The sequence below is a fragment of the Culturomica massiliensis genome (assembly GCF_900091655.1).
In the GTDB taxonomy this organism is placed as follows: Bacteria; Bacteroidota; Bacteroidia; order Bacteroidales; family Marinifilaceae; genus Culturomica; species Culturomica massiliensis.
The window spans coordinates 1,381,439-1,394,811 of the sequence record NZ_LT594621.1 but is presented as its reverse complement, the minus strand read 5'-3'; the positions used below and the strand labels follow the sequence as shown (position 1 = coordinate 1,394,811).

Annotated in this window: 13 protein-coding genes; 12 read left to right on the top strand and 1 reads right to left on the bottom strand. The window is 54.5% G+C overall.

The annotated features are described in order from the left end of the window. Positions 1 to 54: 54 nt before the first annotated feature. The gene (locus BN8908_RS18780) at positions 55 to 213 is read right to left on the bottom strand and encodes a hypothetical protein (protein WP_008672739.1); all 159 of its coding nucleotides are present in this window, start codon (positions 211 to 213) and stop codon (positions 55 to 57) included. A gap of 14 nt (positions 214 to 227) precedes the next feature. Here BN8908_RS18780 and BN8908_RS07090 point away from each other — a divergent pair, with 14 nt between their 5' ends. From BN8908_RS07090 to BN8908_RS07030, 12 genes are all read left to right on the top strand, one after another. Continuing rightward, positions 228 to 1,487 (top strand): hypothetical protein, encoded by a 1,260-nt coding sequence (locus BN8908_RS07090; RefSeq protein ID WP_004293566.1) that lies wholly within the window; start codon positions 228 to 230, stop codon positions 1,485 to 1,487. A 74-nt stretch (positions 1,488 to 1,561) separates the two neighbouring features. Continuing rightward, positions 1,562 to 2,629 carry a metallophosphoesterase family protein gene (locus BN8908_RS07085; RefSeq protein ID WP_004293565.1) on the top strand — a complete coding sequence of 356 codons (1,068 nt, stop codon included), beginning with the start codon at positions 1,562 to 1,564 and terminating at the stop codon, positions 2,627 to 2,629. Next, positions 2,617 to 4,941 (top strand): hypothetical protein, encoded by a 2,325-nt coding sequence (locus BN8908_RS07080; protein ID WP_004293564.1) that lies wholly within the window; start codon positions 2,617 to 2,619, stop codon positions 4,939 to 4,941. The genes BN8908_RS07085 and BN8908_RS07080 overlap by 13 nt, the downstream gene beginning before the upstream one ends. Beyond that, a complete protein-coding gene (locus tag BN8908_RS07075) occupies positions 4,916 to 5,401 on the top strand; it encodes a crossover junction endodeoxyribonuclease RuvC (protein WP_004293563.1) in 486 nt (161 codons plus the stop codon). Before BN8908_RS07080 ends, BN8908_RS07075 begins: the two co-directional genes overlap by 26 nt. 144 nt (positions 5,402 to 5,545) lie before the next feature. Next, positions 5,546 to 6,148, top strand: coding sequence for an RNA polymerase sigma factor (locus BN8908_RS07070; protein WP_004322848.1), 603 nt, complete (start codon positions 5,546 to 5,548; stop codon positions 6,146 to 6,148). Next, positions 6,126 to 6,743 carry a hypothetical protein gene (locus tag BN8908_RS07065; RefSeq protein WP_008672745.1) on the top strand — a complete coding sequence of 206 codons (618 nt, stop codon included), beginning with the start codon at positions 6,126 to 6,128 and terminating at the stop codon, positions 6,741 to 6,743. The genes BN8908_RS07070 and BN8908_RS07065 overlap by 23 nt, the downstream gene beginning before the upstream one ends. Next, positions 6,740 to 8,095: a DnaB-like helicase C-terminal domain-containing protein gene (locus BN8908_RS07060; RefSeq protein ID WP_004293560.1), complete on the top strand. Its 1,356-nt coding sequence runs from the start codon at positions 6,740 to 6,742 to the stop codon at positions 8,093 to 8,095. The genes BN8908_RS07065 and BN8908_RS07060 overlap by 4 nt, the downstream gene beginning before the upstream one ends. A gap of 634 nt (positions 8,096 to 8,729) precedes the next feature. Next, positions 8,730 to 9,770 carry a toprim domain-containing protein gene (locus BN8908_RS07050; protein WP_004293559.1) on the top strand — a complete coding sequence of 347 codons (1,041 nt, stop codon included), beginning with the start codon at positions 8,730 to 8,732 and terminating at the stop codon, positions 9,768 to 9,770. After that, positions 9,767 to 11,524, top strand: a complete 1,758-nt coding sequence (locus BN8908_RS07045; protein ID WP_004293558.1) for a PHP domain-containing protein — start codon at positions 9,767 to 9,769, stop codon at positions 11,522 to 11,524. Before BN8908_RS07050 ends, BN8908_RS07045 begins: the two co-directional genes overlap by 4 nt. Continuing rightward, complete coding sequence (locus BN8908_RS07040; RefSeq protein ID WP_004293557.1) at positions 11,490 to 12,257, top strand: DNA-methyltransferase; 768 nt, start codon at positions 11,490 to 11,492, stop codon at positions 12,255 to 12,257. The genes BN8908_RS07045 and BN8908_RS07040 overlap by 35 nt, the downstream gene beginning before the upstream one ends. Beyond that, positions 12,250 to 12,792 carry an HNH endonuclease gene (locus BN8908_RS07035; RefSeq protein WP_004293556.1) on the top strand — a complete coding sequence of 181 codons (543 nt, stop codon included), beginning with the start codon at positions 12,250 to 12,252 and terminating at the stop codon, positions 12,790 to 12,792. The genes BN8908_RS07040 and BN8908_RS07035 overlap by 8 nt, the downstream gene beginning before the upstream one ends. Beyond that, positions 12,792 to 13,328 carry an HNH endonuclease gene (locus tag BN8908_RS07030; protein WP_004293555.1) on the top strand — a complete coding sequence of 179 codons (537 nt, stop codon included), beginning with the start codon at positions 12,792 to 12,794 and terminating at the stop codon, positions 13,326 to 13,328. The genes BN8908_RS07035 and BN8908_RS07030 overlap by 1 nt, the downstream gene beginning before the upstream one ends. The last annotated feature ends 45 nt before the right edge of the window (positions 13,329 to 13,373 follow it).

Here is a 13,373-nt window from a genome sequence, read left to right as displayed (position 1 = left end):
GGGTAATTTGCCTAATTTTGTATTCCACGGTCGCTGCAAGACCTTTCCATATTGTCAAATGAGTATCCTCTTTCGGGATACGGTCAGCGAGACATCCTCTCCCAATTTTATCAGTTGAACGCGGACGGTGCAACCGAACCCGTCCGTCCTGTTACCAGTTTCTTTGCGATGCGGGTATACCGTGTCGCATTCTTCGGGCATTTTTAAATCCATAAAACAAAGCGTTTATGCAAGAAGAAGAAAAGAACAACGGCATGGAAGGCATGTCTGTCGAGGAAATGTTCCTCGGCGTTCAGGAATCTTATCAGGAGGCACAGTTGCGTGCCCAGGAGGAGAACAGGGCGTTCGCCCGTACGGAGTTCTTCCGCATGGACAAGTTCGGGACTTACCGTCTCCGTATCCTGCCCATCGCTCCCAATCCGGACGGCTCGCCGACACGTCCGGGCTATGAGTATCCCGTCCACCAGCTGCTTCTGGAGCTGGAGAAACCCGCTACGGGGAACAAGCCCCAAAAGATGTATGTCACTGTCACCCGCGCTACCGATGCCGGATATAGCGTTGATCCCATCGAGACTTACCGCCGCATGGCCGTCGAAGCCGCAAAAGAGGACGGGGACGACAAACTGGCGGAAAAGATTGCCGGGGGCTCGTTCGGAGGCGGTCTGAAATACAGTTACGGCCACTGTCTCTATGTATTCGACCTGGGTGAACGAGCCAAAGGCGTGCAGATGATGACCCTTTCCCATGCCCAGTTCAAGGATCTGGATGAGAGGAAGTTCAAGCTGTGGAGCAAGAAACTGGCCAAGAATCCGTCTTACCCGTGCCCGATTTCCTCGGTGTATGACGCCTATCCGGTGGAGATTGAAAAGCGCAAGAACGGAGCCAAGACCGAGTATGTCATTTCCATTGACAACGAATCGGAACCGGTACCGTTGACCAAGGAGGAGCTGACCGCCCTGATGGGTGCGCCGCGTATCCCGGAAATCATCTACCGCTACACCCGTTATCATCTGGGAGCCACCGTCGAGTTCCTCAAACAGTGCGACGGTATCTACGGCATGTCGCTCATGGAGACGGATGAAATGAAGACGGTCATCGACACGCTGGACGGTGAACTGCCCAAGGAGGATATATCCGCGTTCTCGTTCGACCGCCGTACGAAAGATAACAGAGAAAACGGGCGTGAAGGCGGAGGCATCTCGCTGGACGACCTTTTCGAACGTTATGACGAGCTTCAGCGGCAGGAACTCGGTGAGAAGACCGAGGAAGGCCAGGAGCTGCGTGCGATGATCCGCGGCTACATCGAGCAGGAAGGGCTCTCCGTGCGTGTCACACGCTCCACGAGCAACCGGGAACTACTCGACCTGATCGAAAGCGAGATGGAGGGTCCGAAGCCCAGTGACGAACCGGAGGATGTCCCCGGGGAGGAAGAAGAGCAGCCGGAGGAAACGGAAGAGCGTGCCGGGCGTCCCCGCCACCGCAGATAAGCCTTTCACAAGTTCTTGAATTCTAATCCGACGGGAGGCATCCGGGCCTCCCGTCCTAATCACAATCACTTAGTATGAAAGAGAACAAACCCTGCCTTTTGTTATTGAATGACATCCACATCTCGAAAGACAACATCCCTGCATTCCAGGCCAACTGGCAGGAGGCCATGGGAATTTGCAGGGAACGGGATATCCGGGAAGTGGTTGTCGGAGGAGACCTGTTCTTTTCCCGTGCCGCCCAGACACTCGATGTCCTGCTGGCCGTCAGGGATATGCTTGTATCCGCCGCGGACCATGACATTCATGTCACGCTGGCGGAAGGGAACCACGACAAGGTGAACCAGGAATCCCTGCGCGGATATTGTCATGTCTTCGACCGGCATCCGAATGTGACTGTCGTGGATGAGTACCTGACCCTGTGCCGCCCGGAATGGAAGTTCGCGCTCCATGTAATGAGCTATTTTCCGGAAGACGGCTCTTTTGCCGAAAGGCTCGGACGATTGGCTGCGGAAGCGCTTTCCGGAGAACCGGAGCACTTCCTCTACATCCATGAGGGTATCAACGGGGCATTGGCACAGCCTTCGGAAAAGGAACTGCCTGCCAGGATATTCTCTCCTTTCGACAAGGTCTTTGTCGGCCATTACCACAACCGTACCGTCATTCCGGGGACGGGAATCGAATATATCGGTTCCTCGCGCCAGCATAACTTCGGGGAGGACGAGGAGAAAGGATACACGGTGCTGTATACGGACGGCACGTACGAGTTTGTCAAGAACCGCGTGAACATGCGGTACCGTGTCATGGATATGCCGGCGGAACGTGCCGGGTTGCACCTGATGGACGAGCTGCGTGAAATGGAGGCCGATGGTCGCTACAAGGTCAAGGTGCGTGTCCATGCACCTGCCGCCGCGATGAAATCGGTGGACAAAGCCGCCTTGCTGGAAGCCGGAGCGGCGAAGGTAGAACTGGTTGCCGATGACGAGCAGCTGCCGGAGGCGGTATCCTCTTCGCTCTTCGAGAAATTCGACAGCCGCCGCATCCGGGAAACCTACGAGGACTTCTGCCGGGAGAAACAGATCGAGGATGTGTCGATGGGATTGGAGTATTTATCTAGAATAGAAAACAGATCATGTGGAAATTAAAGACGATAGAAGCCGAAAATCTCTGCGCCTTCCGTTCGCTGTCCTACATGCTGCGGCAAGGCGTGACGACATTGATTTTCGGCGATAACCGGGACAATGAGTCCCAGCAGTCGAACGGGGCCGGCAAGTCTGCCCTGTTGGAATGCATTGCCGTGGGTATCACGGGCAGCCCGCTTAGAAAGATACGCTCGGAGGAGATTATCAACGATGCAGCGGAAGAATGCCGTATCGCTTTGCGTTTCATCAACGATTCCGCCGCCGAGGAACTGCTCGTCAACCGCCGTATCCCGCGCAAGGGGGCTTCCTCTGTCAGCTGTACGCTTTACCGTGGCGGCAAGCAGGTGGTAACCGATGAAGCGGTACAGCCTTCGGTGGATGCCTATAACCGGTATATTCTTGACAAACTGGGTATCACACGCGACGAGCTGCTCAACAATTTCATCCTTTCCAAATACCGGTATGAGGATTTCCTCTCGTCATCGGACAAGGAGAAGAAAGAGGTCATCAACCGCTTTTCCAACGGTATCCTGGTGGATGAAGCCATCGCCAAAGTGGAGGAAGACATCGTGCCGCTCTCTGAAAAGAAACGGCAGGTGGAACTGGAACTGGCCGGGTTGGACGGGCGTATCGGGATGTTACAGGAGCAGATACGCAAGGAGGAGGAAGCCGGAGCCGAGCGGGGGCGTACCCGTGTGGAACGTATCATGGGACTGGAAACGGCCATAGCGGCCAAGAGGGAGCAGATCCGTACCGGGCACGAGAACGTGGACAGGCTTGAGGAACAGCTTGCCGGAGTGCAGCGGGCGGACGAGGCTTTGCAGGAACTGGAAGCCGGAGATACCGCATTGGAAGCATGTCTGGAAAAGATAGCGGAAATGATGTCCCTCTTTCCCGATGCCCGGCAGACGGACTGGGACAAGGTCATTGCCGAAAAGAAAGGACGGTTACAGACCGCCACAGAGCGGCTGAAGGATTGCGATGCCGTCTTGAAGCAGGCGGAACAGGAACTGAAAAACAGGACTGACGGCTGGGAACAGTTCAAGAAGGAGTATGCCGCATTCTGTGAGGCATACAGGGATCAGTCCGATACGACTGCGGAGAGACTGCGGGAAATCGACATCCGTCTGCGCGACCTGTCCGGCAGCATCGAGGAACTGCGTCATAAACGGCGTATCGTTTCTGCCGGTATTGACGGCCTCTCGAACAAACTGGCCGGCTCCATCACCTGTCCTTTCTGCGGGCATGAGTTTCTGGTGGCAGAACCACAGTTCGACATCGAGGCCGGCATGAAGGAACTGAAGCTCCGTCAACGGCAGCTCACGGAAATCAACGGCCGTATCGATGAGAAGCAGGAGGAGACGGATGCCGTGGAGTTGCAGCAGAACCGGCTGAACCATGAGCGCCGGATATTGGAAGGCAGACGCACCGGATGGGAGGAGCAGCTGGCCGGGCACGAACGGGCCATCAGGAATGCCACCCGCCACGTGGAAGAGGTGGAAAGCGGGCATAAACGCATCGCTTCCGAAATTACCGCCCTGCAAAGTGAAATCGAAGGTGTCCGCCGCAAGGTATTCGACGAGGTGTTCGGATTCATAGACGAGCGCAATGCCGCACTGAACCGCGGCATACGGGTAGGCAAGGAAGATATACAGGCTGCGGCCTGCGCCATCGACACTTTGCAGGCCACGATCCGGGAGCTGGATGAGGCGGCTTCACCCGACCTCATACAATCGCTCAAGGACACTCTCCGTGAAACGCGCGGGAAGTCCAACGAGGCGGCAGGGCGCAAGACGGCCGTCGATGCCCGGGTCCGTGCCCTGGAGATACAGCGGGAACGGTTCGTGCAGTTCAAGACCTATCTGGCCAACACGAAAATCGAGGCGCTCAGCCGTATCACCAACGAGTTCCTGCAAGACATCGGCAGCGACATCCGTATCCGCTTCGACGGGTATACCGTCCTCAAGAGTGGTAAGGTAAGGGAGAAAATCTCCATCTCACTGCTGCGCGACGGCATGGACTGCGGCTCGTTCGGCAAGTTTTCGGCAGGCGAAGCCGCCCGTGTGAATTTGGCGACCATCCTTGCCATGCAGAAACTCGTGAACAGCAACTGCGACGGGGACAAGGGACTGGATCTGCTCGTGCTGGACGAGATACTCGAGGCGGTCGATGAAGCGGGGCTGGCCTCCATGTTCGAGGCGCTGAACTCGCTCGGCGGTACCGTGCTGGTAGTCTCGCACGGGAATGTGGCTGAAGGCTATCCGCATAAACTGGTAATCGTGAAAGAGAATGGCGAATCGAGACTCGGAGAATAGCGTACTGACCCGGGAGCAGGTACTGGCGCTGGACATCGCCACGCATACCGGATACTTCTCCCTGCATGAGGCCGGGACATGGAACTTCACCGAAAGCAAACGGCGCAACGGCAACAAGATGCACGGCGCTTTCAGGACTACGCTGCTCTCGCTGCTCCGTCGTTACGGCATCCGCCGCGTCGTGGCCGAGGATGTGAGCGTGAACCGCCATTTCTACGACATGCGGCGGCTCTCGGAACTCAGGGGTATCCTGCTCGAAGTGTGCGATGAACTGGATATCCCGGAACCGGAGTTCGTCAACCCGGCTGTCCTCAAGAAATGGGCGACGGGAGACGGACACGCCACCAAGACGCAGATGGTCGCGGCCTGCAAGGACAGATACGGTATTGTCCCGGTGGATGACAATGCGGCGGATGCCTGCCACCTCTTCTACTATTACATCCGCAGGCACAGGCTGTGACAAGCCGACAACGGTTTGGATTTTTTCCGGGCGGCGGTAATGCTGCCGCCCGTTTTTTCAATTGACGCTCACGGTAGCTGACAGATTAGGACATGAGATTCATTATCAACCTTTTCAGTCAGTGGAAACGTGGAAAAGAAAGATGTGTTTATTGCGGTTCTCCAGCCTGAAGACGAATCCGCGAGACAGAGGGCGGAACTTCTCAGAAAATATGTGATGCCGCACAAGAATCTGATATACAGCATTTGTATCAAATATACCTATAACCAGGAGGACATCGAGGACAACTACCTCGAGGCGTTGGCCAACTTCTTCAAGTATATGGACAGTTATGACCCGGCCCGTCCGGTAAAGACCTGGATCTATGCCGTGACCAAACGGCTTGTGGCGGACCTGAACAACCGCAACAGGAACCGCATGCCCCCGGACGACAATATCGACATTTCGGAAATATCCTCTTCGCTGTCGGATGAGGACGAACCGTCGGGAAACAGCATGGGGATGGACAACTACCGCGAGTTCTATAACGATGACATCCTCTGGGCACTGGACCGGCTCAAACCGATTTACCGGGAAGCCCTGCTCTTGCAGCAGGCTGGTTACAAACTCGGGGAAATCATGGAAATCACCTATAACAACGGTACTTTGCAGACCAGGAACGTAGAAACGGTAAAAAGCCGCATCTTCCTAGCCAAGACGCAGCTGCGCAAACTATTGACACGCGATGGAGAGAAAAGAATGGATTGACGGATGCCGGAGGCTCTTTACACGGCTGGTCCGCACCACGGTGTGGGCGGATTTTGTGTTCCCTACCGGCGGCAAGTCGGACAGGCAACTCGGGATGTGTTTCGACGGCTTGTGCCGGGAGGTCGTCTCCGTCAGTGCGGAACGCCTGTCCGACTTCTGTATCTGCCAGACATATGCCATTTCCGGATATGATACCGCGTATCGCAGGAAATGGAACGTCTCCCATTCATTCGGAAAGAAAGCCATCGGCCGCTATCTCCGCTCGGGAAAGGAACGCCGCTACCGGGAGGACCGGTGGCTGAAGAGTTTCGGGCTGTCACGGCATGATTTGGCGCGGGCAGTGGAAGACCGCCGCAGCCATCCGTTCGGGCGTTTTATTTATCCGGAATACGAGGAGACGACCAAGCGGCGACTGCTCTCCACCGAAGCGGGATATCTCGTCTGTGCGCTCTCCACGCTGATGTGGACGCCTTTCTCCCCGTCATGCTCAAAATGTGCGAAAGCGGAGCCATGCCGCAGAAGGACACAGGCGCGCTATCCGGAACTGTACCGTATCCGCTGTGAGGCGTGGCGGAAAAAGGAGGCGAAGCCATGAGTGCCGTCAATCCGCTCAGTGCCGAGTTCCTGTATGAACTCTATGCCACGGCGCTCAGACAGGAACCGTTGTGTGCTGTCCTAGCCCGGCATATGCGTAAGGAATACCTGCCGGACCGTTCGTTCCAGCAGGTACAGGAGGCGATAGCCGTACACTTCAAGACATACAAGACACCGCCGTCGTATGCCGTGCTGGCACAGACCTTCCATGAGGATTACGACGCCATCGAGCTGATAGACACTTTCCGGGAGTATGACGAGGGACAGAGTGCCGAGGTGATGACCGACATGCTGGAGTCCTACATCAAGGGGGTCCGGTTGCAGTCGGTCTATGCGGAGGTCGGAAAACTGTATAACGAGAACAAACAGGACAAGGCGGAGAAGACTCTTCGGGAATATGCCGAGTGGCTGGCAGGGTTCACGCTGAAGAGTTCCTCGTTCGTCGATGTGGCCGCGACTTTCAAGGAGCGTTTCGAGAGGAACCGCCGGCGCGAGGAGGAAGAGGAACGCTCGGCCGCCCCTCGTGTGTCCCGCTTCTACATCCCGTATCTGGATGCGCTCAATGCCGGACGTAACCTGCGAGGTCAGCTGACCTGTTTCCTGGCCAGCACAGGCGTGGGAAAGTCGCACATCGCCAAATGGATCGGTGTCAGGGCGGACATCGATGACGGGCTGCATGTGCTGCATTTCCAGCTGGAAGGTTCGGAAGAAGAGGCGTTGAACGCCTATTCCGGCGGACTGATTTCCAGGAACGCCTACTATTACGAGCGGGGAAAGATTTCGGATACGGAGATGAGACATCTGGAAAAACTGGTCGCCTCGTATGCCGGAAGCATCACGGTGCGCAGTTACCCGCGTTTCAATGCCCAGGTCTCGACACTCGACATCAAGAACGGCATTTCGGAATACAGGAAGCTCAAAGGATATAATCCGGACATCGTGATTGTGGATTCGATGGACTTGCTGACGGATGCCAACCGCCGTTCATGGGGAGCCGACCATGAACGGGCGAAGCGTATCGCGGTGGCTAATGACCTGAAGGACCTGGCGGCGGACGAAAAGGTATGGATGGTGGTGACTTACCAGTCTACCATCGAAGACCGGGAGTGGCTGAATGACGAGCGGAACGTGCTGACCGAGTACAACTGTTCGGAGGCCAAAGGTCTGGCCCGCCCGTGCACGCACCTTGTTTCGCTCAACCAGTCATCGGCTGAAAGAAAGGAGAACGTTATGCGCCTGCACGTGGCCAAAAGCCGGTTCTTCAAGAAAGGAGACACTATCAGGATTGCCACCGACTACGACAATGAGGTGTTCTATGACGGGCAGAGGACACTGAATCTGAACAGGGAATAAAAAGCCATCGATCCGGATGCGGCGTGTCGGTGGCTTTTTGACTTGTAACGACTGGAATGTTGAGAATATATGGCAGCTTACATGCGTAAAACCAATTCCGGACAGATACGATTTTTATTGTATGCCCTTTGTATTCCGCCATATCGTCCGTTCCCCATGTTATCAACAGCAGGTTTTCACATTTCAATTCCTCTGCCGCCTCCAAGGCTTTCAGTTTCCGCTCACGGGTCTTGGCGTTCGAGATATCATACGACCTTTGTTCGAGGAAAGTTCGAATGACCTCGCAAATACAAATCCGTTATTTGTAGTAATTGGAAAACGATACTTTTCATTCAGTATGTTTATTGTACTGCACAAAAAATACGCTTTTTTTATGTAGAGAGTGATCATTTTAGAAAAGTACATCTCTACACCTGATAATCAGCCAATGCTGATTATCAATCTCCTTATTTATATATTGTTTTATCGATTAGACAAAAGCAGTCATTTTTTGTCCAGCCGGGAAGACAATTTCTCTTTTCCTTTGGGTGGAAAGACCTTCCATGATTCTGCCGGTCTATTTTTATTGGGCTAATCCGGATTCTTTTTCCAAACATTTCAAACCAACCTGTAGCGGTCACGACTATACCTTAATATGGAACTGTCGGTACAGGAATATCAATATCTGGTTTCGGAGATAACCCGCGAGACGGGTGCCAAACGGGACGGGAGCGGTAAGAACCTTATCGTTCCGCGCTGCCCGTTCTGCGGAAAGTCGGGCGGTAAGTTCGGTATCTACATCGGCAAGGCGACTGCCCACCGCCGGCCTTTCATGGCCCACTGCTTCTCCTGCGGGGCATCCACCCGTACATTGGAGCAACTTCTGGCGGCTATCGGTCGCATGGACCTGATGGTTTTGCAGACAGCTGACATTGCCGCACCGTTGAACCTGCACCTGCTGGAGAAGGACGAGGCGGAAGAAATAGACGACGAACTGGTGCCGGTCGAATTGCCGGACTTTTACAAGCGCACTTTCCGGCATCCGTATTTGCAGCGGCGCGGCTTCTGTTTCGACGATTACGAGTATTTCCCGGTCGGGATAACCGGCAGGCTCAATCCGCGCTACGCGGACTATGTCGTCTTTCCGGTCATCGATGACTGTACGGTTGTCGGCTATGTCTCCCGCCATACCTGGCCGAAAGAGGATATAGACGCCCACAACCGCAAGACCAGACATAGCGGCGGGTACAAGATCCTGCGTTACCGGAACTCCACGGAAAACGACTTTTCCAGACTCCTTTATAACTACGATGCCGTCCGTATGGATGAAACCGATACGGTCATCCTCGCGGAAGGTATTTTCGATGTCATCGCCCTGACCCGCAGACTCGAACTCTATGACAATTCCCATGTCGCAGCCGTGGCCACTTTCGGAAAGAAAATATCCGATGTACAGATCTACAAGCTGCAATCGAAAGGCGTCAGAACCGTAGTCATCGGTTACGATGGTGATGCCGTCGAGTCGGTAAAGCGGACGGCTGAACGGCTGAAACCCTATTTCGAGGTTTTCATCGCGGACATTGCTGATGCCGCCAAAGACTGGGACGAACTCACGGAAGCGGAAATCTACGGGATTTTCGCCTGCCGCCTGCTGTCCGTCCTTGAATACAAACTCAAAAAAGTACAGGAAAGATGATACAGGAACTTTTCTCATGGCTCGATGCACAACGGATAACCTATATCCCGGTCGATACGGAAGTGGTGGATATTCCCGGCTTCGGGCGGCTTTTCACGGCCGACCTGTCGGGAGTGGAATCCATCTTCCGCGGCGACGGGGACAAGCTCGTGTTCAACCTGATGGAAAGTCCGGATGTGCTGATGGAAGAAGGAATCTTCCATGTGGCCTTCCCGTTCGGCAGGAACTGGTACTACTATGACCTGCGGGAAGAATTCCGTTTCAACCTGCTGAAATATATCGGCCGGCCCAAGCCTCCGGTACATGATGTACCTTTCGTGAACCTCGGCATCCATACCTCCTACGAGCTGCTGAACGCCTGCTGCTCGCCGGAAGATTTGTGCCGCAAGGCGAAATGGCTCGGGCATACGGCTGTCGGCATCTGCGACCGCAATACAATGGCCGCCACGCTGAACCTTCAGAAGGAGTGCGCCAATACCGGGCTGAAACATATATTCGGCTACTCGCTGACAATGATGCACGAAGAAGAACGTGTCGGGCTGAAGATTTATGCCTTGGATAACGAGGGGCTGCATAATCTGCTGCGCATCCAACGGGCCGTCATGGTCGATTCGGAAGACAACACCCTCCGCTATGAACAGCTGCTGATGTATGCCGCAGGTTGTGTGGTGGTTTTCGCCATCCGTTCCGTCTACTGGATGGCCGGACACCCCAAACAGGTGAAGCGTATCCGGAAAGGTGCCGAAGCGGTCTATTACCAGGTCGACGCCAACGAATACAAGGCGGACCGCATCGACAGGGAGCAACTAGAAGCCCTGAAATATTATTTCGGCAACTGTTATGATGCCGACACGGATTCATTTACAGTAGAACCAGTCCTGATTCCGGACTGCTACTACATGGACAAGGACGATGCAGGGTACAGAATCGTGGTGAACAAGATTGCCACGGGAGCCGCCCATGAACAGAGCGATGACCAGTATTTCAAGACAGCGGATGAATTGTATGACACGCTCCGTCCTCTGTTCTCCGGGCAATGGGACTTCGATTCCCTGTTTAGGCGCATGTGCCGTCCCACGGTGGAGATTGCCGGACGTGCGGACGCCTCATTCGAGACCGGGCGAATGTTCATGCCGGAATACCGTATGCGACCGGAAGAGCGGGAACGGTATGGTGACCGCCGTACGATGTTCCTCCGACTGCTTGACGACGGGCTGGACCGGAAAGTGCCGGAACCGGAGCGGGAACGCTATCGGGAACGGCTGGACGAGGAAGTCTATATCATTGAATCGACCGACAATGTGGACTATTTCCTGGTGCAGTGGGATATGGTGCGGGAGGCGCACCGGAGAGGCATCGCAACTGGTATAGGTCGCGGTTCCGCCGGGGGCTCGCTGGTTTCCTACTTGCTTGGCATAACCTCCATCGACCCGCTGAAATACGACCTTATCTTCTCGCGCTTCCTCGTGCCGGAACGCTGCGGGCTCAGCTGGAAAGACGAACTGACGGTGCTTGCCCCGGACATCACACTCGGCAAGGGCGAACGCTATGTGGAGATGGAATCTGAAGGCAAGACTTACCGTCTGTGCACGGATGCCCGGATGCGGGTAATCCGTAACGGAGAAGAGCGGACGATATACGCAGATGAATTGATGTGTGGCGACGAAATCCTTTTTGACCGCCGAGATTGCTTGTGGAACCTAAAGGAACTCGAAACCCATGAATCCGACCTACGAACACCACCGTCCCTATGACGGTTGCGACCTTTACCGGGGCGATGCACTCGATGTGCTGCCCCTGCTGGCTGAAGAAGGCATCACCGCCGACATGGTATTGTCAGACCCTCCATACGGTACGACACACTGCCGGTGGGATGCCGTGATAGACATCCCCGGGATGTGGAATGCCGTACAGGGCATATCCAGGCCCGACACTCCCGTACTGCTGTTCTGCCAGCATCCTTTTACGAGCCTGCTGGGCAGTTCCAATCTCCGCAGGCTGCGGTATGCCTGGGTATGGGAGAAGACGCAGGCGACAGGCTTCCTGAATGCCGGGCGTATGCCGATGAAGGCGCACGAGGACATTCTGGTCTTCTACGACAGGTTGCCGAAGTATCATCCGATCAAGACGGACGGGCACAGGCGCAAGGTCGTGATGGCCGAACACCAGCGGAAATGCGATGCCGGCGAGATATACCGGAAGCACGACAATTTCCGGGATTACATATCCACGGAACGCTATCCGCGCAGCGTGCTGAAGTTCAAGACCGACAAGCAACGCTCCTGCCTGCACGCGACACAGAAACCTGTCGCCCTGCTGGAATACCTGATACGCACCTACACCGATGAAGGGGACATCGTCCTCGACTTTGCGATGGGCAGCGGCAGCACGGCCGTGGCCTGCCGGAATACGGGACGCCGGTTCGTCGGCGTGGAGATAGACCGGGAAATTTTTCAGACAGCACTAAACCGTATAACCCATGGCTGACACCCGGGAAATCTGGGTGGATATCAAGAACTATGAAGGAAAGTACAGGATCAGCAACCTCGGGCGTGTCAAGAGTCTGGAACGGCAGGTTTCGCATGACGGCATTACCTGGATACAACCCGAACGCATTATGTGCCATTGGTGCGGGACGACTTCGCTCTATGACTGTGTCCGGCTCTACAAGGGCGGTGTCGGGAAGAAGTTCTCCGTGCACCGTCTGGTAGCACAGCATTTCCTGCCCGACTGGAATCCGGGACTGGAGGTGAACCATATCGACGGGAACCGCGACAACAACCGTGCGGATAACCTGGAGATGTGTACGCACCAGCGGAATATGGAACATGCCATAGCGGGTGGCCTCAAACGGGATTACGGCGAAAAAAGCGTGAATGCCAAACTGACCAACGGGCAGGCGGAAGAGATACGGGTGAGATATTCTTCCGGCCAGGCTTCCCAGAACAGCCTGGCAAAACAGTACGGCGTCAGCCGCCAGACGGTAAGCGCGATAATACGATACAAGAAATATATACGATAATGGACGAGGAAGAAATTTGGAAAGATATTCATCATTACGAGGGAATTTATCAAGTAAGCTCCTGCGGTAGAATTAGAAGTGTCGGAAGATATGTCCGTAATGCCACATCCCAATATTGGAGGAACGGACAAATCATCAAACCGTGGGTCGGGGGTACATCCCCGTATTACAATGTTTCTTTGGCCTCTGACGGAAAAATATGTAAAAAATTAATCCATAGACTTGTCGCAGAACATTTTCTTGATGATTGGAATGCGGCAAAGGAGGTTAATCATAAGGATGGCAATAAGCACAATAATCGAAGTGACAACCTGGAAATGTGTACCAGGCAAGAAAACGTCATGCATTCTATGGTGCATAAACTCAGGGATGATTATGGAGAGAACAGTGTGAACGCCAAACTGACAAATGAACAAGCGGATCATATCAGGCGGTTACACCGGTCGGGAGTCATGCAAAATGAACTGGCTGAACAATTCAAGGTTTGCAAACAGACGATATGCGATATCGTCCACTATAAAAAGTATAAAAAATGAAAGTGACAAACGTAACAATTAAAAAAGCGAATGAAGCATTCACCG

Excerpts from the sequence above, each read along its gene's own strand:
- BN8908_RS18780 (WP_008672739.1), bottom strand. The coding sequence starts at position 213 with ATGGATTTAAAAATGCCCGAAGAATGCGACACGGTATACCCGCATCGC.
- BN8908_RS07090 (WP_004293566.1), top strand. The coding sequence starts at position 228 with ATGCAAGAAGAAGAAAAGAACAACGGCATGGAAGGCATGTCTGTCGAG.
- BN8908_RS07085 (WP_004293565.1), top strand. The coding sequence starts at position 1,562 with ATGAAAGAGAACAAACCCTGCCTTTTGTTATTGAATGACATCCACATC.
- BN8908_RS07080 (WP_004293564.1), top strand. The coding sequence starts at position 2,617 with ATGTGGAAATTAAAGACGATAGAAGCCGAAAATCTCTGCGCCTTCCGT.
- BN8908_RS07075 (WP_004293563.1), top strand. The coding sequence starts at position 4,916 with ATGGCGAATCGAGACTCGGAGAATAGCGTACTGACCCGGGAGCAGGTA.
- BN8908_RS07065 (WP_008672745.1), top strand. The coding sequence starts at position 6,126 with ATGGAGAGAAAAGAATGGATTGACGGATGCCGGAGGCTCTTTACACGG.
- BN8908_RS07060 (WP_004293560.1), top strand. The coding sequence starts at position 6,740 with ATGAGTGCCGTCAATCCGCTCAGTGCCGAGTTCCTGTATGAACTCTAT.
- BN8908_RS07050 (WP_004293559.1), top strand. The coding sequence starts at position 8,730 with ATGGAACTGTCGGTACAGGAATATCAATATCTGGTTTCGGAGATAACC.
- BN8908_RS07045 (WP_004293558.1), top strand. The coding sequence starts at position 9,767 with ATGATACAGGAACTTTTCTCATGGCTCGATGCACAACGGATAACCTAT.
- BN8908_RS07040 (WP_004293557.1), top strand. The coding sequence starts at position 11,490 with ATGAATCCGACCTACGAACACCACCGTCCCTATGACGGTTGCGACCTT.
- BN8908_RS07035 (WP_004293556.1), top strand. The coding sequence starts at position 12,250 with ATGGCTGACACCCGGGAAATCTGGGTGGATATCAAGAACTATGAAGGA.
- BN8908_RS07030 (WP_004293555.1), top strand. The coding sequence starts at position 12,792 with ATGGACGAGGAAGAAATTTGGAAAGATATTCATCATTACGAGGGAATT.